The following is an 18476-nucleotide window of genomic DNA, read 5'->3' on the forward strand; positions in this document are numbered from 1 at the left end:
TTGTGAAAATAACTTCTATTAAAAGTCATGTACTTAAATATGAGTTAGAAAAAGAACTTGGTTACTCACAACAATATTACAAACATCGTACAGCCCACCTAGTTGAAGTCCAAACAGATGAAGGAATAACGGGTTGGGGAGAATGTTTTGGCCCTGGAAACATAGCTTTAGCAAACAAGTATATTGTTGAAAAGGTAATACAGCCTTTAGTAATCGGTGAAGACCCTTTAAACAAAGAGTACATTTGGCAAAAGATATATAATCTTTTAAGAGATAGTGGTCAAAAGGGTATGCCAATTCAAGCATTATCAGGAGTAGATATTGCCTTGTGGGACATACTAGGAAAAAAAACGAAAGCTCCACTTTATCAACTCGTTGGAGGAAAATGTAACAACAAAGTTCCAGTGTATGGTTATGGAATGATGTTACAAAAAAAATCAGTTGATGAATTAATCTCCTTATTCAAAGAGGAGTCCAAGCAAATAAAATCAAAAAATTTTAAAGCCATGAAAATGAAAGTTGGATTAGGTCCAAAAGATGATTTAAAGTTAGTTCAAGCTGTAAGAGATTCAATTGGAAAAGATTTTAAGTTAATGGTTGATGCAAATCATGCATATAATTTAAAAGATGCTCTTTATGTTGGAAAAGGATTAGATGAATTAGATGTTTATTGGTTTGAAGAACCTATTGCTCCTGAAGATTATGAGGGTTACAGAGAATTAAAGCAAAAAATCTCTACCAGCATTGCAGGAGGAGAGGCTGAATTTACCAAATATGGTTGGAATAAATTAATATCAAATGAATGTATTGATATAGCTCAACCAGAGGTTTGTGGACTTGGGGGTATTACAGAATATTTAAAAATTGCAGCATTGGCACAAGCAAACTTTATACCAGTAATTAATCATGTATGGGGCTCAGCAATAAGTATTGCAGTTAACCTTCATTTATTGACAGCTCAACCAGATATGCCTGGTGGTTTGTTTCCATCTAAATCTATGCTTGAGTTTGATACAACGGAAAAAAATATTTTTATTACTGATTTACCTAAAGAAAAATTTTCAATTTTAGACCAAGTTAAAAACAAAAACGGTTTTGCATCAGTAAATGATAATATAGGTATTGGTATTAATCCAGATGTGGATTTTATAAAGGAGTTTGAAGTAAATGAATAAAATAAAAACCTCAGATCCAAAACCTATTTGGAAATTAAAATGTACTTTAGGAGAGGGCACTCTATGGGTTAAAGAGCATAATTCAATTTACTTTGTCGATATTAAAAAAAAGAGAATTTGTTCTTTGAATACTAAAAATAATAAAAAAAAAATACTTAAGGTAAATAAAGAAATTGGTTTCATTGCTCATATAAAAAAAAATGTTTTTATATTAGGGCTCCAAGGTGAATTAAGAATTCAAAATCTTAAATCAAAAAAAATTCTAAAATCAATTTTTATAGAACCAGAAATTAGATTAAACAGAATTAACGATGGTAAAACTGACTCAGAAGGAAATCTATGGTTTGGAACAATGGATAATTTAGAGAGAAAAATTGAAAAAGGATCTTTATATAAATTAGACAAGAATTTGAAATTATCAAAGATAGATAAAAATTATAGAATTACTAATGGACCAGCTTTTATTGATAGATTTAATTTTTATCACACCGACAGTGCTAAAAAAATCATTTATAAAATAAAGATTAATAAAGATAATAAAATAATAAATAAAAAAATATTCAAAAAATTTTCTTTAAATGAAGGGGTTCCAGATGGAATGACTTTAGACAAAAATAAAAATTTATGGGTAGCTCATTTTCATGGAGCCTGTGTTTCTGTGTTTAACAACAAAGCAAAATTAATTCATAGAATACGATTTCCTGCAAAAAATATTACTAATTGTGCTTTTGGTGGCAAAAATACTAATGAGCTTTATGTTTCAACAGCAACTAAAGGCATGAACAAAGCAGATTTGCAAAAATTTAGATATTCTGGGTTCTTTTTTAGTGTAAAAACAAACGTAAAAGGAATTTTACAAAAAAAATTTATTTTAAATAATGAAGAAAAGAGATCTTTACTATGAGAGAATACCCACTAAGCTTTTAAGAGAGGATTTTAGATTATTAGGTACTTTTCTAGGTAGAGTTATTAAAGATCAAGAAGGTCTAGCATTTTTTAAAATTGTCGAAAAATTTAGAGTGCTATCAAAAAATACTCTCTCTGATAAAAATAAAAGAAAAGTATTATCAAGAATTTCAAAAGAAGTTAAAAAACTAACTCCTGAGAACACATTTAAATTAAGTAGAGCATTTTCACACATTTTAAATTTACTGAATCTAGTAGAGTCCCTTGATGCATCAAGAAAGTTAAATGAGTACGAAAATCCTTATTTTAAAAGTAAAAATCAAAATTTATTTATAGAAGATATAATTGAAGGCTTATTTAAAAACAAAAAAATTTCTGACAAAAATATTTATGAGCAGGCAAAAAAACTTGATATTGGGATTGTTCTTACTGCTCATCCAACAGAAGTAAAAAGAAGAACCTTAATACAAAAATATGCAAATTTGATTTATATTATGGAGCAGAGACATCTATATAAAAAATATCCATCAAAGATAATCGAACTAGATAGACAATTATATTCAGAAATAGCAATTATATGGAAAACAGATGAGTTAAAACGAACAAAGCCCTCTCCATTAGATGAGGCTAGATGGGGTTTAGCCGTTATTGAGGATAGTTTGTGGGACACCATTCCTAAAGTTTACAAAAGACTAAACGATATATTTAGAAAAAATTTAAAAATGGATTTACCAAGAGATTTTAACCCTATTCAGTTTGGATCATGGATGGGCGGTGATAGAGATGGAAACCCTAATGTGACAGCTGAAGTAACTAAGAAAGTAATATTATTTTCAAGGTGGCAAGCTGCAAAATTATATGAAAAAGAACTTACTAAGTTAATTCAAGATTTATCCATGGAAGAATGTTCTGCAAAAATTAAAAAAGCAACTGGAAATAGTTTTGAACCATATAGAGTGTATTTAAGGCCAATAAGAGATAAAGTAAGACTAACCCATCAATTAATTGAAAATCATTTGAATAATAATTCAAACTTAAATGAAAAAAAGTTAATTCAAAACAAACATGAAATTACTATTCCATTAAGAGAAGTAAGAAACTCCTTAAAACTAAATAAAGGAGATCATATTGCCAATGCAGATCTATTAGATTTAATGAGGAGAGTTAGGTGTTTTGGCATTAATCTTGCAAGATTAGATATCAGACAAGAAGCTAATAGACATGAAAAACTCTTAAATGAAATTTTCAAAAAGAAAAGTAAAATTACATATTCTAATTTAAGTGAGATAGATAAAATTAAATTATTGAATAAATCAATTAGAGAGAAGAAATTTTTTGTAGATAAAATAAAAATACAAAATAAAGAAAATAGAGAAGTGTGGAATACTTTTAAGCTGATTTCATCTACACCAAATGAGTGTTTAGGTGCATATGTAATATCAATGACATCTAATGCTTCTGACATTTTGTCTGTATATTTTTTACAAAAACAAGCAAAAATTAAAAATTTATTAAGAGTTGTTCCACTGTTTGAAACTTTGGATGATTTAATAAACGCCAAAGATGTTATGAAAAATTTATTCAAACTTTCTTGGTATAGAAAATTGATTAATTCTAAACAGGAAGTAATGATTGGATACTCAGACTCAAGTAAAGATGCAGGAAAATTGTCAGCAAGTTGGCATCAATACAAACTTCAAGAAGAGTTAAGGGCTATATCAAAAAAATACAAAATTGACTTAGTATTTTTTCATGGAAGAGGAGGATCTCCAGGAAGAGGAGGCGGACCAATTCAAGCAACATTAAAATCTCAACCAGCTGGAACTGTAAATGGGAAAATCAGAATTACTGATCAGGGTGAGGTAATTCAACAGAAATATGGATATAAACCTTTAGCTGAATACAATCTTTGTAGTTATATCGGAGCGGTTATGGATGCTTCTTTAAATCCACCACCAAAATCAAAAACTAATTGGAGAGATTTAATTCAGAATATGTCTGAAATTTCTACATCTGCTTATAGGAAATATTTAAATCAAAGCGAAGACTTTATCAGATACTTTAAAACTGTTACACCTCACAAGTCTCTAGGAAAGCTAGCTATAGGTTCTAGACCAACAAAAAGAAAAAATGTTGATAACATTCAAAGTCTAAGAGCTATACCTTGGGTATTTGCTTGGACACAAATTAGATTAATGTTACCAGCTTGGTTAGGAACAACTGAGGCTTTGAGATATGGATCAATTAAAAAGTTTAAAAAAACTATGATGGATATGGAAAAGAACTGGCCATATTTTATTTCGACTATGGATATTTTAGATATGGTAATTTCAAAGGTTGATCCAGAAATCTCAGTTATATACGAAAATAATTTGGCTGATGCTTCATTAAGGAGAATTGGTAGAAAATTAAGATATCAATTTGATGCACTGGTCAAATTGCATAATAAAATAACTCCAAGGGAAGTGGTACAAGAAAGAAAAAAATTTAGAAAAGCACTGTTTATTAGAAGCAATTATACAGAGATGTTGAATATTTTACAGGCAAATATAATGAATAAATTAACAAATAAAAAATACAAAAAATTAGATAAAAAATTTCTTGATGACGCTTTGATGACATCTATCGCAGGCATATCTGCTGCAATGAAAAATACTGGATAAATGTTTGAATATTTAATTGCTTTTGGAGCAGGACTTATAAGTTTTTTATCTCCATGTGTTCTACCTTTAATACCTGGATATGTTTCTTATATTTCTGGTCAATCCTTACAAGAGATATTAAATAAAAAAGAAATAAACTTTTTTTCGTTAATTTTATTTTGTTTTGGGTTCTCAACTGTATTTGTTATTTTAGGAGCATCCGCATCATTTTTAGGTCAGACACTTTTACAAAATTCAGAAATTTTAAGAATTGCAGCCGGAATAATTATTATAATTTTTTCTCTTCAATTAATTGGAATAATTAATATCCCCTACCTAAATTTTGAAAAAAGATTTGATGCTAAAGAATCAAGAAATATTCTTTTTCCATATGTAATTGGTGTTGCTTTTGGTTTTGGATGGACACCCTGTATTGGTCCAATTTTAGGTTCAATTTTAGCTTTAGCATCTATTGAAGAAACCTTATCAAGAGCAGTAATATTATTAATTTTATATTCATTAGGTCTTGCAATTCCTTTTGTTTTATCAGGATATTTAATTCAAAAATTTTTATTATTTTCAAAGAACTTTAGAAAAAATATTGATTTAATTTCAAAAATTGGTGGAATTATTCTTTTAATAACAGGTATTTTAATATTAACCAATCAATTACAAGCAATTGGATTTTATATAATTGAAACCTTTCCTTTTATGCAAAAATTCGGATAAAAGGTATTAATGAAGATTTATCAAATAGACTCAAGCGCTAGAAAAAAAGGATCAACTTCGCGCGCACTTGCTAAAAAACTTTTAGAGAAAATTAAAAAACCTGGAGATGAGGTGATTTATCGTGATTTAGACGATGAGATGTTTTTTATTAGTGGGCTTACAGAGTCGGGAATGAAAATTGATGAAAAAGATCAGACAGAGCATCACAAAAAAATGTTCGAACTTTCTGATAAATTAGTAAAGGAGTTAAAAGAAAGTGATGTGATCATAATTTCAGCTCCTATTTACAATTATGGTCCTCCCGCAACACTTAAAGCCTGGTCAGATTTAGCAGCTAGAATAGGGGAAACATTTAGATTTAAACCTAATGGGAGACGGGAAGGGTTATTAAAAAATAAACATGCCTATTTAGTAATAACCTCTGGAGGAACAAAATTAAATAGCGCTGAGGATTTTCTAACTCCTTGGTTAAAATTTATTCTTAATTTTTTTGGGATTGAAAAAGTAGATATTATTAGTGCAGATCAAATGGCATTAGATTATGAGAAATCAATAAGTAATGCAGAAACACAAATTGAAAAATTATTTAAAGATTAAACTTTCTTTTTAAATGTCTTAGTTTTCCTTCTGTACTATCAAAATCTATATAGCAACCTTGTAAAAATCTTTCGCCTTCTTTAGTTTCATAAGATGTTCTTCCATGGAGCAATCTATGATTATCCATCATTATTAAGTCTTTTGGTTCAAGTTTAAATTCAATTCTATATTTATCTGAATTATACATTTCAGATATTTTTTTCCTTGCTTTATAGTAAAGATCTAATTTTTCTTTTTCTAATATCGGAACATAGTCTAATCTTGGACTAAATCTTACCTGTTTAAAACTTTTATCCTCATTTAATTCAATCAAAGGTGAAATAGTCTCTAAAATAACTTCTTTATCAATAAATCTAAATCTTACTTTTACCTCTGTTAATATTTTGTAAAATTCAGGGTAGTCATTTTTCAAATCTTCGGTAACTGTATAACCATCCACTAATGTTGATAATCCACCTGAAACGTTACTTTCAATACAGTGTAAAAGTTGAATACATGGCACAGGATTTCTATAAGGATTATCCGTATGAGGCGCCAAAGCTAATGATGTATAAGCTAGATCGTTTGGATCAGGTTTAGATTTTACGTCAAAATATTCACCAAAATTTGTTCTTCGAACACTGCCTATAGAATTTGCAAATTCAACAATATAATTTTTAGATGTTGGAATATTTTTTACTATTACAAAACCATATTTGTAGAACGAAACAAGCAGATCATGCATCTCTTTACTTTCATAAAAATTTTCTTGGTATTCAAAATTTTTTATATTTTTTAAAGTTGAGTCCCATTTATTTTTTTCAATAGATCTAATTACAATATCTTCTTTAGAAAATTCAGAAGCAATTTTATCAATTTCAAGTTTTGAATTTACGCCATCATTAAAATTAACCTCTAGATATTTTTCATCAAGGTTTACTTTATTTATTGAGACATCATTACTTAAGAAAGTAGGATCAAAAAGTCTTTGCTGAGTTCCTTTATCTAAATATTCTTCACCATTTACTCTTTCTCTTAGCCAGAATGGGTGAATTTCTTTTTTCTCAGACCCATTATTAAAATAAACCTTATTTTCAATTAGCTCGATTTTCATATTAGTAAGCTAAGGATTATTTAAAATTTAACTTTAATCAACATAAATTAAATAGTAAGAGTTCAATGTGAAAAAATTTGATACAAAAAAATATCCTATATATGCAAGCTTTTTAAATCAATTGGCTAAAGATTTAACAAAGTTTTATTACAGCAAATTAGATAAACCATTTAAAATAACTAACAAGCTCAAAGGGAAAGGTTATGACCCAGTAACCACGTCTGACAAAGCATTTGAAAAATTTATAAGATCTAAAATTTCAAAAAAATTTCCAAATCATCAAATTATAGGTGAGGAATATGGTCATAAAAATACGAGAAGCGAATATTCGTGGATAATTGATCCAATTGATGGAACTAGATCATACGTTGTAGGTAATCCTAGTTGGAGCAATCTCATTTCATTAAATTATAATGGAGAACCAATTTTAGGATTAGCAAATTTTCCTAAAATGAGAAAATATTATTTAAATGTAAATAAAAATTCTGCATTTGTATTTGAAAAAAATAAAAAAAGAAAATTAAAAGTTAATTCAAAATTAAATTTTAAAAATGCAAAATTAGCAGCTGCATTTCACAATCAATTATCTTTAAAACAGCAATATAAAATTAAAAAATTTATAAAAAGAATGCAGTTTCCTTGTTTTGATGCATTGACTTATTGTCAATTAGCAGAAGGTAGACTTGAAATCGTTGCACAATGTGCAAATAAGATTTGGGATATTCATCCTATAATGCCAATTGTGAGAGCAGCAGGAGCAATAGTAACGACATGGGGCAACAAAAACCCTGTCGTTGGAGGAAATATTATTGTTTCAAATAATAAAGCCAATCATAAAAAGATTTTAAAATTATTAAAACCATTAGCTGAATGATACCAGAAAGAGCACAAGCAATTATTGATTTCTGGTTTAAAGAAACCCCTTCTGAGATGCGTTTCAAAAAAGATGAAAATTTAGATAAAAAAATTAAAGATAATTTTTTAAAAGATTATGAACTTGCTTGTCAAAATGAATATGATGATTGGCAAGATAATCCTATGAGTTGTCTGGCGTTAGTAATTTTATTTGATCAGTTTTCAAGAAATATGTTTAGAAATGACAAAAAAGCTTTTGTTCAAGATCATAAAACTAGATTGATTGTAAACGACGCAGTTTATTCAGGTTATTTAGAAGTTATGAATGTAAATCAAAGATTATTTATGTTGTTACCTTTAATTCATAGTGAGGAAATTAGTGATCATGAAATGGCTTATTACTTACTAAACAAATATTTAAGAGAACACGAAGGATACAATGAAATAAAGAAATTTTGGCAGGATCATACAAAAGTAATTAGACAATTTCATAGATATCCTCATAGAAATGAAATATTAGGAAGAGAACCTACTGAAGAGGAAATAGAATTCTTAAAAGGTCCAAATTCTTCTTGGTGAAATGAATTTAGAATTTATTTTCAAAGTTATAGACAAAGATGAGTGGCAAAAGGCCAAACAATCTGGAACCTATGGTGGGTCAGAAAAAGATCTTAAAGATGGATATATTCACTTTTCAGAAGAGGATCAGGTAGAGGAAACTTTAAATAAACATTACCCCAAAAAAGAAAATCTAGTCTTATTAAGAGTAAATGCTTTTAAGCTTGAACATTTGTTATGGGAACAAGCATCGAATGGTGATATGTATCCTCATTTATATTCACCTTTAGACACTAGCACAGTTGTTAATGAATATGAGTTACCGTTAAATGAAGATGGAAGTCATGTACTTCCAGAGATTTTAAAAAAATATCAGTTTAGCCGTCCAAGATAATTAACCATTATTACACCAATAATAATTAAGACAATGCCAACTATTCCATATAGATTGGGTACTTGATTTAATTTTAATATAGCAAAAAGCACAACTCCAGTTACTGTAAGTCCGCTATATGTTGCGTACGCAAAACCTACAGGGAGAGCATGCATTGCTTTTGCAATTGAAAACATAGTAATACACATGAATAAAATACATAAAACAGAGGGGGTTAGTTTTGTAAATCCCTCAGAAATTTTGGCTAAGCTATTAGAAGCAATTCCAAAAGAAATACCTAAAGCTAAAAATAAATATCCAAAAAGTGGTTTCATAATTAATCTTTAGATGCAATTTTGTCCGCAAAAGGTCTTAAAATGGGAGCCATTGTAAAAGCTGCTATCAAAGCGACAGGAAATGCAAAAATCCATGAATAAAACCATCTACCCAGAAACCCTTCACCAACGCCTGTATTAACAGCAACCACAACTCCACACATAATTACACTCATACTAAAAGACATTAAAATAACAAACAGAGGTTGAGCATATTTTTTTTTAAGCATATTTAGTTATTCCCAAGTAAGTTAACCATTAGTACACCAATTATAATGAACGCTAAACCAATTAATGAATATAAGTTAGGTACTTGATTAAATCTTATTACTCCAACAACCACTGTTGCAACTATTGTTAGTCCTGCAAATGAAGCATAAGTAATTCCCATAGGAATATTTTTCATTACTAATGAAAGTGCATACATACACAATACAATTGTAATTGCTGTAATTATACTTGGAACAAGAAGTGTAAAACCATCAGCACTTTTTGCAAAACTGTTTGAAGTTACACCAAAAAAAACTGCAACGCCTAAAAATAAATATGAACTAACAAGACTCATAAAATGATTTTAAATGAATTTTAAGAAAATATATAGAATTATTTAAGAGACCATTTAATAGCATCTTCCATTCGGTCATCTCCCCAGAAGACTTCATTTTTCACTATAAAAGATGGACTACCAAAAATTTTATTTTCACGAGCTGAATTTGTGTTCTCCTTATATTTTGTCTCTATATTTTCAGAATTTGCTTCGTATATGATTTCATTTTTATTCAAATTTAATTCAGCACAAACCTCAGAAATGCTAGGTTCAATGGCAGGTTCTTTGCCTTCTTGGAACCATTTTTTATAAGTTAGCATCACAAATTTTTCTCCCCAACCTTTGTCAAAACCTAAGATTGCTATTTGATTTGCTAAATCGAATTCAGATAAAGGGTAGGGAACTGGTGTTTTAGCGAAAAAACCATATCCCTCTGCACGTCTTTCAATATCCCTCCACATGTAATTGACTTTATTAATTTTATCTTTTGGAAATGGAATATTATTCATTTCCTTCATAATTGCTCTAACTGAAAAGGGTTTCCAATTAAATTTTACTTGATGTTGTTTTTCAACATCAAGTATTCTAGTTACAGACAGATAGGTGTAAGTACTCCCTATCGAAAAATAAAAATCAATACCACTCACTTACTTTGGCATAGGTGTAGCACCAGTTTCCAAACTAACAATTTTTCCATTATCATATTTATAAACTGCCATTACCGCCTCAACGTTGCCATCATTAAATGTTACAAACGCATGATGAATACCGACTTCGTCATTTTCATAAACAATTCTAACCTTATCTTGATTAATATCACCACTCATCGCCCATTTGATAACATCACTTTTGGTTAAAACATTTCCTGACTTGTGCATTGTGAATTTAAAATCGTCATGCAAAAGTTCATTCATGGCAGCTTCATCTTTATTTTTTAATGCAGCACTATATTTCTCTAATATAGACATGTTATTCCTTTCTATTTAACCTTAGTTAAATCATATATTGAGTAACTGTCTAACACTTCATCCATTATTGGTTTTGATACCTCTGTACCTTCTATAAACTTATGAAGTGCAGCTTCATCAGTACAAAATATTTTAAACATTACAGTACTTTTGTCTGGAGTTACAGTTCCAATTGTTTTTTCAACCACTGCAACTTTAGCTCTTTCAGCAAGTCCTTCAGGAGATTGCATAAATCCCATGAATTTTTCAAAAGTACCTTCTTTTAACTTTGCTACTACTAACATTTCTTTTTCCATTTTTTCCTCCTATTTTATTATCCCGAAAAATTTTCCATAAAGTCTCCATCCATGGGAGTAATTTTTGCAGAATTTAAATCAACTCCAGCTGCAGCTCTTGCAGTGTGAAGTTCTTTATCATTTTTAAATGCTTCAAACCCCTCCATAGTTGCATATTTTACAATTACTGTAAATTTTGAAGCATCTTCTTTTGATACACCAGCAAAAATAATGGTTGCACCAAATCCTTTAATTTTTTCAGCATTTTCTTTAACCATATCCCTCCATGCTGAAAACGATTTTATATTCTCCTCTATTTTTATAATCATATGTTTCCTTTAATAAGTATATTCACCACTCATTTGATTCATAGAGTGAGCCATACCAGCTTTACCTCTTATATTTTGTCGACTAGAATTACCACTTCCTGAAATATTTTCATATTTTCCTGTTCCACCAACAATAACAAAAGTACCTGTTCCACCTTGGCCACCAGTTCCTTTACCTTTGTAATTAATGTAAACCTTTTCACCATCCATTAGATAAAAAGTACACATACCTGTTTCATCGTCAAATTTTCCAGCTACCAGTGTTAATCCACCAATACAATGCATAGTAGATTTATCAAAAATACTTCCAGGCTCTTTATCCATCAGTCCAGCATTACCATCGTAAGTAATACTCATGTTTCCATTTCCAGCATCCATCGCATTTAATGACCATGATCCTGCTCCAGCAGCATTAAATTTTCCTGATTCTGCTAATGAGTAATTTGAGATCGTTAAAAAAATTATTAAAAATAAAATTTTCTTCATTTTTACCTCCTTAAAGTTATTTAATTTTACAGAACACTGTTACATAATTGTAAAGGAGTCACTTGTGTTTATAGCGCGCGACAGTTATGCAATTTCAGAGCATAAAAAATGTTGATTATGCTGTTTTATTTAATTGAAATATTTGATAATAATCATTTATGATCGAAAAATTTAATGGAATTGTTTATCTAATAATTTTTATTGTTCATTTCCTTGTTTACGCTGTTTATGCTTTTAGAGCCATAGTTGGAACAAAGAGTTTTATGGATCAATATAACATCGATCATTCGGCAGCAGTGATTACAAGATTTTTTGGAGCTCCTTTTGTTGGGTCTTTCCTAATGGCTCTTTATATTATGTTCGTTAGAGACGGTGGAGTAAATGGAACTTGGGCGTTCTTTAATTTAGTATTTGTTCAAAATTTAATGTACTTAATATTTGGTATTTATACCATTTACATAAATAAACTTGGACACACTGAAAAGACTAACAGTGAAGGTGTAATAGCTGCTGGAGTACTTACAATTTTAAGTGCTATTCTTACTTACGGATTAGCTGATAAAATTTATATTTAAAACCAATTAGGTATTGGCAGACCTTTTTCTTCTAAAAATTTTTTATTAAACATTTTAGTTGCGTATTTGTCACTTCTATCACAAAGAATGGTAACAATAGTTTTTCCTGGCCCTAACTCTTTTCCCATTCTAATTGCTCCTGCAATATTTATTCCACAGCTTGTACCTAAACTTAATCCTTCGTTTTGAATTAAATCATAAAGAATAGGTAGTGCCTCATGATCATCTATTGAATAAGCATCATCAATCTTAGCTTCACTAAAGTTAGCTGTTACTCTACTTGAACCTATTCCCTCTGTAATTGATCCACCTTCTGACTTAAGTTCACCATTTTTTATGTAATTATAAAGAGCTGAACCTTTTGGATCTGATAAATAAATTTTTATATCTTTATTCTTTTCTTTAAGAGCATTGCTGACACCTGAAATTGTACCTCCAGTCCCTGAAGAACAAACAAAACCATCTACTTTACCATCAGTTTGTTCCCAGATTTCTTGACCTGTGCCTTCATAATGTCCTTTGGCATTTGCAGTATTATCGAATTGGTTAGCCCAAATCACTCCACTATTATTTGTAGGTCTTAGTTCATCTGCAAGTCTAGCTGCTACTTTTACAAAGTTGTTGTCATCTTTATAAGGCTTAGGTGGAACTAATCTTAATTCAGCTCCAAGGTTTCTAAGTAAATCTTTTTTCTCTTGTGTTTGATTATCATTCATTACAATAATTGTTTTATAACCAAGAGAGTTTCCTAATAAACCTAAACCAATTCCAGTGTTACCAGCTGTTCCTTCAACGACAGTTCCACCTCTGGCAATTAATTTTTTTTCTTGAGCATCTTTAATTAAAGCAAGTGCAGCTCTATCTTTAACTGATCCACCTGGATTTAAAAATTCTGCTTTTCCATAAATATTGCATCCAGTGATTTCTGATGCTGCTCTCAATTTAATTAATGGAGTGTTTCCTATTCCTGAGATAAAATCGTTTTGAGTATTATTCATTATCTGATTTTTTATCACTGTCAGGTGTAATACCATAAGGTTTAAATTCACTATCAGCTGTTCCAACGTTTCTTGCCGGTATTCCAACCATTACAGAATTTTCTGCAACATCTTTAGTTATAACTGCATTAGCTCCAATTCTTGCACCTTTCCCGACTACTACCGGACCTAATACTTGTGCACCCGAACCAATTACAACATCCTCTTTTATTGTAGGATGTCTTTTCATATTACGTTGATCAATTGAATTTATACTAGGCGCAATTCCACCTAATGTAACCATATGGTAAATAGTTACATTATCACCAATCTCAGACGTTTCTCCAATCACAACACCCATCCCATGATCTATAAATAAATTTTTTCCAATTTTTGCATTTGGATGAATTTCAATTCCTGTCATGAATCTTGAAAACTGAGAAATGATTCTTGCAATCAAATGGAATTTTGCAGTATTAAAAAAATTTGCTAATCGATGAAAAAAAACTGCTTTAACACCAGGATAAGTTAATATTAAACTTAACTTAGACTTTGCAGCTGGGTCTCTATCAATTATGGATTGTAAAAAATCACTCATATTTCTTAAGTTTAGTTGCTGTTGATTAAAAAATTATATGCCTTATATAGTACTTAATAGCTCAATTTAAAGAAGTTTATATGTATAAAAACACAAATTGTTTTCATCTAGCCATCCCTTGTGGAGACTTAGAGATTGCAAAAAAATTTTATAGTGAAACTTTAGGATGTAGATTAGATAACTCAGCACAAGAGTGGGCAGATGTTGATTTTTGGGGCAATGAATTAACTTTGCATAAGAGCGAACATAAATTAGACAGTGAAAGACATGATGTAGACATGGGAAATGTTTCAGTTCCACATTTCGGTGTACATTTATCCAGAAAAGATTTTGATGCACTTAAACAAAGATTGAAAGATAGTGGAACCAAGTATTACGATGAACCTTATTTGAGATTTAAAGGAACAAAATATGAGCAAGAAACTTTCTTCGTTAAAGACCCAAACGAAAATATTCTAGAAATCAAAACATTAACAGCAAATCCAGAGTAAACTTAAAGCCTAATGGAATACCTGGTATTAGGCTTCTTTACTGGGATTAGCTTAATCTTAGCTATAGGTGCCCAGAATATTTTTGTTATTGAGCAAGGTTTAAAAAAACAACACATATTTATTGTTTGCTTAATATGCTCAATATCAGATTTGATATTAATTTTTTTGGGTATTTTTCTTTTCCATTATTTTAATCAATATTTTAACTCTTTAATTGAATTAATTTTAAATTTATTTTTAATTTTATTTTTACTTCACTTTATTTTTAAAAAAATAAAATCTCATTATTCTGATATTAATTTTAGCACTGAGCCAAATAATATTTCAAAATTAAATATTGTAGTTAAAACTTTAGGATTTACATATTTAAATCCACATGTTTATTCTGATACAGTTTTTTTTCTTGGAAATTTTTCAAAAAATTATTTACTTAACCAAAAAATTTTATTTGGGGTAGGTGCGTCTATAGCATCATTTTTATTTTTTTTTATATTAGGATATTTATCTAATTATTTATCGAAGTATGCTAATAGTAAAAAAATTTGGAAAGTAATTAATATTTTTATTATATGTTTTATGTCTATTTTAACTTTATTCATTATTAAGGAAATATTATGAGTGATATTTACGTAGATGATTTAGGCCAAGGGTATCCTTTTGTTTTAGTTCATGGTTATCTAGGTTCATCTGAAATGTGGACTTTTCAAAAAGAATTTTTTTCAAAAGATTATCGTGTGATTACCCCAGCTCTCCCAGGATTTGGAGAAAGTCATAATGTAAAATCTTTAGATTCTATTAATAAAATGGCTAAAGAAATTATAAATGTGTTAGATCAAAAAAAGATAGATAAATTGAATTTAATTGGTCATTCAATGGGAGGAATGATTGTTCAAGAAATTACAAAATTGATCGGGGATAGAGTTAATAAATTAATTTGTTTTGCAACAGGATCTATTGGAGATATCCCAGGAAGATTTGAGACCATGGATGAAACAAGAAAAAAGCTTAAGAAAGAAGGTGCACAACACTCTTTTTCTAGAGTACCTCCTAAGTGGTTTGTAAAAGGTGATAAGGACAAAAATTATTTTCTTTGTGAAAATGCTGTTAAAAACGTTTCATTAGAAACTGCTGATAACGCATTACTAGCAATGAAAAATTGGAGAGGTAAAGAAAATTTAAAAAATATAAATTGTGACACTCTTATAATATGGGGTGATAAAGATACTTCATATAATTTTGATCAAGTTGATACTCTAAATAAAAATATTAAAAATAGTCGTTTAGAAATATTTAAAGATTGTGCTCATAATGTTCACTTAGAACAGCCTGATCAATTTAATAATTTAGTTAAAGAATTTATTTCAAAATAATATTTTTATTAAGCCGATAAACTTTTTTATAAGCTCCAATAAATTTTTTTGAAGAATGAAATTTTCCAGGAAAAATTATACATTTTATTCTAGCTTGCCTAGCTGAATTTAAACTTTCTTGAGAATCTTCAATGGCTACACAATCATTAGCTTTAAGCTTAAGTTTTTTAAGTGCTAATAAGTATATATCTGGGTTGGGTTTGAATTTTTTTACTAATTTTGCATTCCCTATAAAGTTAAAATCTCTTTTTTTAATTGAATTTCTTAAACAATATATGATTGCATTTATATTATTTGAAGATGTAGATGAAACCAATGCAATTTTTATATTTTCTTTTTTGCATAAAGAAATTAAATTTTTAACACCTGGCCTTAATTTAAGCTGATGTTTTTTAAGATAATTATTAAAAATTTTAGTCTTTAAATTTCTTAAATATACTGAATTAACTTCAATTTTTTTCTTTTTGGCATATCTTGATATTCTATCTTTACCACCAGATTTACCTAATAAACTTAGATACTCTCGTTTGGTCCAATACCAATCTAGTCCATATTTTTTAAATGCTTTATTGAATGATTTTCTCTGAATTTCTGAAGTTTCAACAATAGATCCAATCGAACCAAAAAGTAATGCTTTATAATATTTCAACCTTTTACAGCTCCAGCAGTTAAACCACTAATGACCTGTCTTTGGAAAAACATAACAAGCATAAATAAAGGTGCAGTAGCAGATACAACTGCAGAAACTGCCCACATTAAATTTCCTTCATGTTGATTGGTACCTAAATAACTTTGTATTTTTGGAACCATAGTGTGATTTTCTTGATTAAGAAGTAATGCTGTTACTGTAAAATCATTATAAGCTAACATTAAACTAAATAACCCTGCTGTAATTACTCCAGGCCACATCACAGGCATAATTATATGTCTAAAAGCTTGAAAATAAGAACAACCATCTATTAAAGCACTTTCGTCAAGCTCTTTAGGAACTGTTTTAAAAAAGGAGTAGAGTAACCATAGTGTAAAAGGTTGATTTATAGCAACCAAAACAACAATTGTAGTTGGAAGAATTCCCCAAATCTGTAATTCAAAGAAAGGAAAAAGATATCCTGATACTAAAGTTATATGTGGCATAGCTCTAAAAATTAAAGCTGCCATTAAAATCCAAAAAGCATATTTCTCAGTTGATCTTGAAAGAGCGTACGCTCCTAAAGTTCCTAAAAACAAAGAAATACTAACAACAAATACTGTAACTATAATTGTATTTTTTGATGCTTTCCAAAATTCACCTTCAGTCCAAGCCTGAGTATAAGCATTAGTTGTAAATTGTCCGCCTGTTTCAATTAAGGTATTAAATGCTGATATAGCATACCACCAATCAGATCTTGAAAAGAAATCAGCTCTTACTTTAAATGATCCCCAAAAAGTCCAAACAAAAGGGAAACATGCAATTAACAACCAAGTGATAATAAAAATAGTATTAAAAGTTTTTAAACGAGTTGATTTTGTATCTAGTCCATAATCCATAATTATCTCGCTGTTTTAAATTCTTTCCAAGTTCTAATTAATACTGGTGCTAGCAGAATAGCTATACCAATAATAGTCATCATTGAAGTAGCTGCAGCAGAACCAAACAATATCACTTCCTCATTAACTAAATTGTCATAGATTAACCAAGATAAAGACTGTGCACTTCCTTCAGCACTAAACCCTATAATAGGTTCAAATACTCTAAAGTTATCCATTAAAGAAATCAAAGCTACAAATGTAACTACAGGATAAATATGTGGTAAGACTATATGTTTAATTCTTTGAAATCTTGAGGCTCCATCTATAATTGCAGCTTCAATTGGTTCTTGAGGGACTGTTTGAAGTGCTGCATAAAAAACTACAAAGGCAAAAGGGGAGTGATGCCATATTCCGTAAATAATTATTGTTATCCATGTTAATGTTTTTGATGATTTAAGTGATAAATAAGGATCATTCATTAAATTTTGAATATTTGCTCCAATTATTCCCTGAGAATCTATCATCCAAAATAATACTAATGATCCAACTAGTGGTGTGACAATCATTGGTAAAATCGTGCCAAAGATTAAAGGTCCTCTAATTTTTCTAGCAACAGCATTTAAACTTAATGCAATAATAAATCCTAAGAGGAGTACATTTGGTGTAACAAACAAACAATAAGTTAAAGTAAATATCAGAGCTTTATAAAAGGGCAGATTGGTTACCTGGTCTACAAAAGCACCAAAACTCTCAGTTTCATTCCAAAATTTTTTTATTTCATCAACTGCTAAATGATTTCGATCAGTATAAGTTCCAAATCCATTAAATTTACCAAGTGGCTTTGCTTCCCTTATTTTAGAAGTTTCCTCGTTATCAACTACAATTGAAACAGTACATCCAAAAGGATCACATTTTTTAACTTCTTTTACTACTTGATCATGCTGAGCATAGAATGATTGAATTCCAGTAGATATAATTGGTAGCCCAATAAACAGGATCATTGCTAAACCTGTAGGTAAGAAAAACCAGAAAAAAGTTTTATTAGGCATTTAAATATTGATTAAGTGGGGAGAAAATCCCCACTTATA

General features: G+C 29.4%; 26 protein-coding genes. 12 read left to right on the forward strand and 14 right to left on the reverse strand.

Annotated elements, in window-relative coordinates:
• Nucleotides 1-2: 2 nt before the first annotated feature.
• Genes ACTT9R_RS00940 through ACTT9R_RS00960 form a run of 5 tightly spaced genes read left to right on the forward strand, consistent with a single transcriptional unit; the run spans nucleotide 3 to nucleotide 6049 of the window.
• Nucleotides 3-1175 carry a mandelate racemase/muconate lactonizing enzyme family protein gene (locus ACTT9R_RS00940; RefSeq protein WP_440926202.1) on the forward strand — a complete coding sequence of 391 codons (1173 nt, stop codon included), beginning with the start codon at nucleotides 3-5 and terminating at the stop codon, nucleotides 1173-1175.
• Nucleotides 1168-2079 carry an SMP-30/gluconolactonase/LRE family protein gene (locus ACTT9R_RS00945; RefSeq protein WP_440926203.1) on the forward strand — a complete coding sequence of 304 codons (912 nt, stop codon included), beginning with the start codon at nucleotides 1168-1170 and terminating at the stop codon, nucleotides 2077-2079. Before ACTT9R_RS00940 ends, ACTT9R_RS00945 begins: the two co-directional genes overlap by 8 nt.
• Nucleotides 2054-4744 (forward strand): phosphoenolpyruvate carboxylase, encoded by a 2691-nt coding sequence (gene ppc, locus ACTT9R_RS00950; protein ID WP_440926204.1) that lies wholly within the window; start codon nucleotides 2054-2056, stop codon nucleotides 4742-4744. The genes ACTT9R_RS00945 and ppc overlap by 26 nt, the downstream gene beginning before the upstream one ends.
• The gene (locus ACTT9R_RS00955) at nucleotides 4745-5452 is read left to right on the forward strand and encodes a cytochrome c biogenesis CcdA family protein (protein WP_440926205.1); all 708 of its coding nucleotides are present in this window, start codon (nucleotides 4745-4747) and stop codon (nucleotides 5450-5452) included. It abuts the gene before it with no gap.
• A 9-nt stretch (nucleotides 5453-5461) separates the two neighbouring features.
• A complete protein-coding gene (locus tag ACTT9R_RS00960) occupies nucleotides 5462-6049 on the forward strand; it encodes an FMN-dependent NADH-azoreductase (RefSeq protein WP_440926206.1) in 588 nt (195 codons plus the stop codon).
• Here the strand turns inward: ACTT9R_RS00960 and ACTT9R_RS00965 are convergent.
• Nucleotides 6039-7142 carry a TauD/TfdA family dioxygenase gene (locus ACTT9R_RS00965; RefSeq protein WP_440926207.1) on the reverse strand — a complete coding sequence of 368 codons (1104 nt, stop codon included), beginning with the start codon at nucleotides 7140-7142 and terminating at the stop codon, nucleotides 6039-6041. The genes ACTT9R_RS00960 and ACTT9R_RS00965 overlap by 11 nt on opposite strands.
• 67 nt (nucleotides 7143-7209) lie before the next feature.
• Between ACTT9R_RS00965 and ACTT9R_RS00970 the strand changes: the two genes are divergently transcribed.
• Genes ACTT9R_RS00970 through ACTT9R_RS00980 form a run of 3 tightly spaced genes read left to right on the forward strand, consistent with a single transcriptional unit; the run spans nucleotide 7210 to nucleotide 8949 of the window.
• Nucleotides 7210-8016 (forward strand): inositol monophosphatase family protein, encoded by an 807-nt coding sequence (locus ACTT9R_RS00970; RefSeq protein WP_440926208.1) that lies wholly within the window; start codon nucleotides 7210-7212, stop codon nucleotides 8014-8016.
• Nucleotides 8013-8576: a DUF924 family protein gene (locus ACTT9R_RS00975; protein WP_440926209.1), complete on the forward strand. Its 564-nt coding sequence runs from the start codon at nucleotides 8013-8015 to the stop codon at nucleotides 8574-8576. Before ACTT9R_RS00970 ends, ACTT9R_RS00975 begins: the two co-directional genes overlap by 4 nt.
• Nucleotide 8577: 1 nt before the next feature.
• On the forward strand, nucleotides 8578-8949 hold the full coding sequence (locus tag ACTT9R_RS00980; RefSeq protein WP_440926210.1) for a DUF952 domain-containing protein: 372 nt from the start codon (nucleotides 8578-8580) through the stop codon (nucleotides 8947-8949).
• Here the strand turns inward: ACTT9R_RS00980 and ACTT9R_RS00985 are convergent.
• Genes ACTT9R_RS00985 through ACTT9R_RS01020 form a run of 8 tightly spaced genes read right to left on the reverse strand, consistent with a single transcriptional unit; the run spans nucleotide 8928 to nucleotide 11868 of the window.
• The gene (locus ACTT9R_RS00985) at nucleotides 8928-9263 is read right to left on the reverse strand and encodes an SMR family transporter (RefSeq protein WP_440926211.1); all 336 of its coding nucleotides are present in this window, start codon (nucleotides 9261-9263) and stop codon (nucleotides 8928-8930) included. The two genes, ACTT9R_RS00980 and ACTT9R_RS00985, sit on opposite strands and share 22 nt — an antisense overlap.
• A 2-nt stretch (nucleotides 9264-9265) precedes the next feature.
• A complete protein-coding gene (locus tag ACTT9R_RS00990) occupies nucleotides 9266-9493 on the reverse strand; it encodes a DUF2798 domain-containing protein (protein WP_440926212.1) in 228 nt (75 codons plus the stop codon).
• 2 nt (nucleotides 9494-9495) lie between these two features.
• Nucleotides 9496-9828, reverse strand: coding sequence for a DMT family transporter (locus tag ACTT9R_RS00995; RefSeq protein ID WP_440926213.1), 333 nt, complete (start codon nucleotides 9826-9828; stop codon nucleotides 9496-9498).
• A 38-nt stretch (nucleotides 9829-9866) separates the two neighbouring features.
• The gene (locus ACTT9R_RS01000) at nucleotides 9867-10457 is read right to left on the reverse strand and encodes a 2-hydroxychromene-2-carboxylate isomerase (RefSeq protein ID WP_440926214.1); all 591 of its coding nucleotides are present in this window, start codon (nucleotides 10455-10457) and stop codon (nucleotides 9867-9869) included.
• Nucleotides 10458-10778 (reverse strand): nuclear transport factor 2 family protein, encoded by a 321-nt coding sequence (locus ACTT9R_RS01005; RefSeq protein WP_023854077.1) that lies wholly within the window; start codon nucleotides 10776-10778, stop codon nucleotides 10458-10460.
• 11 nt (nucleotides 10779-10789) lie between these two features.
• Nucleotides 10790-11074, reverse strand: a complete 285-nt coding sequence (locus ACTT9R_RS01010) for a hypothetical protein (protein WP_023854076.1) — start codon at nucleotides 11072-11074, stop codon at nucleotides 10790-10792.
• A 17-nt stretch (nucleotides 11075-11091) separates the two neighbouring features.
• Entirely contained in the window at nucleotides 11092-11382 is a 291-nt protein-coding gene (locus ACTT9R_RS01015; protein ID WP_440926215.1) for a hypothetical protein, read from the reverse strand.
• Between the two features lie 9 nt (nucleotides 11383-11391).
• On the reverse strand, nucleotides 11392-11868 hold the full coding sequence (locus ACTT9R_RS01020) for a hypothetical protein (protein WP_440926216.1): 477 nt from the start codon (nucleotides 11866-11868) through the stop codon (nucleotides 11392-11394).
• Nucleotides 11869-12026: 158 nt separating this feature from the next.
• Here ACTT9R_RS01020 and ACTT9R_RS01025 point away from each other — a divergent pair, with 158 nt between their 5' ends.
• Nucleotides 12027-12443, forward strand: coding sequence for a hypothetical protein (locus ACTT9R_RS01025; RefSeq protein ID WP_271560130.1), 417 nt, complete (start codon nucleotides 12027-12029; stop codon nucleotides 12441-12443).
• On the opposite strand, the gene ACTT9R_RS01030 is transcribed toward ACTT9R_RS01025, so the two are convergent.
• A complete protein-coding gene (locus tag ACTT9R_RS01030; RefSeq protein ID WP_440926217.1) occupies nucleotides 12440-13441 on the reverse strand; it encodes a cysteine synthase A in 1002 nt (333 codons plus the stop codon). The two genes, ACTT9R_RS01025 and ACTT9R_RS01030, sit on opposite strands and share 4 nt — an antisense overlap.
• Nucleotides 13434-14018, reverse strand: a complete 585-nt coding sequence (gene epsC / locus ACTT9R_RS01035; protein ID WP_440926218.1) for a serine O-acetyltransferase EpsC — start codon at nucleotides 14016-14018, stop codon at nucleotides 13434-13436. Before epsC ends, ACTT9R_RS01030 begins: the two co-directional genes overlap by 8 nt.
• Nucleotides 14019-14098: 80 nt before the next feature.
• Between epsC and ACTT9R_RS01040 the strand changes: the two genes are divergently transcribed.
• Genes ACTT9R_RS01040 through ACTT9R_RS01050 form a run of 3 tightly spaced genes read left to right on the forward strand, consistent with a single transcriptional unit; the run spans nucleotide 14099 to nucleotide 15879 of the window.
• Entirely contained in the window at nucleotides 14099-14509 is a 411-nt protein-coding gene (locus ACTT9R_RS01040) for a VOC family protein (RefSeq protein WP_440926219.1), read from the forward strand.
• 12 nt (nucleotides 14510-14521) lie between these two features.
• Nucleotides 14522-15127 (forward strand): LysE/ArgO family amino acid transporter, encoded by a 606-nt coding sequence (locus ACTT9R_RS01045; RefSeq protein WP_440926220.1) that lies wholly within the window; start codon nucleotides 14522-14524, stop codon nucleotides 15125-15127.
• Nucleotides 15124-15879 (forward strand): alpha/beta fold hydrolase, encoded by a 756-nt coding sequence (locus tag ACTT9R_RS01050; RefSeq protein WP_440926221.1) that lies wholly within the window; start codon nucleotides 15124-15126, stop codon nucleotides 15877-15879. Before ACTT9R_RS01045 ends, ACTT9R_RS01050 begins: the two co-directional genes overlap by 4 nt.
• Here ACTT9R_RS01050 and ACTT9R_RS01055 read toward each other — a convergent pair.
• Genes ACTT9R_RS01055 through ACTT9R_RS01065 form a run of 3 tightly spaced genes read right to left on the reverse strand, consistent with a single transcriptional unit; the run spans nucleotide 15866 to nucleotide 18437 of the window.
• Complete coding sequence (locus ACTT9R_RS01055) at nucleotides 15866-16528, reverse strand: HAD-IA family hydrolase (RefSeq protein WP_440926222.1); 663 nt, start codon at nucleotides 16526-16528, stop codon at nucleotides 15866-15868. The genes ACTT9R_RS01050 and ACTT9R_RS01055 overlap by 14 nt on opposite strands.
• Nucleotides 16525-17406 (reverse strand): carbohydrate ABC transporter permease, encoded by an 882-nt coding sequence (locus tag ACTT9R_RS01060; RefSeq protein WP_440926223.1) that lies wholly within the window; start codon nucleotides 17404-17406, stop codon nucleotides 16525-16527. Before ACTT9R_RS01060 ends, ACTT9R_RS01055 begins: the two co-directional genes overlap by 4 nt.
• Nucleotides 17407-17408: 2 nt before the next feature.
• On the reverse strand, nucleotides 17409-18437 hold the full coding sequence (locus ACTT9R_RS01065) for a carbohydrate ABC transporter permease (protein ID WP_075505095.1): 1029 nt from the start codon (nucleotides 18435-18437) through the stop codon (nucleotides 17409-17411).
• Nucleotides 18438-18476 lie beyond the last annotated feature (39 nt).

The sequence above is a fragment of the Candidatus Pelagibacter sp. genome (assembly GCF_052049835.1).
Lineage (GTDB): Bacteria > Pseudomonadota > Alphaproteobacteria > Pelagibacterales > Pelagibacteraceae > Pelagibacter.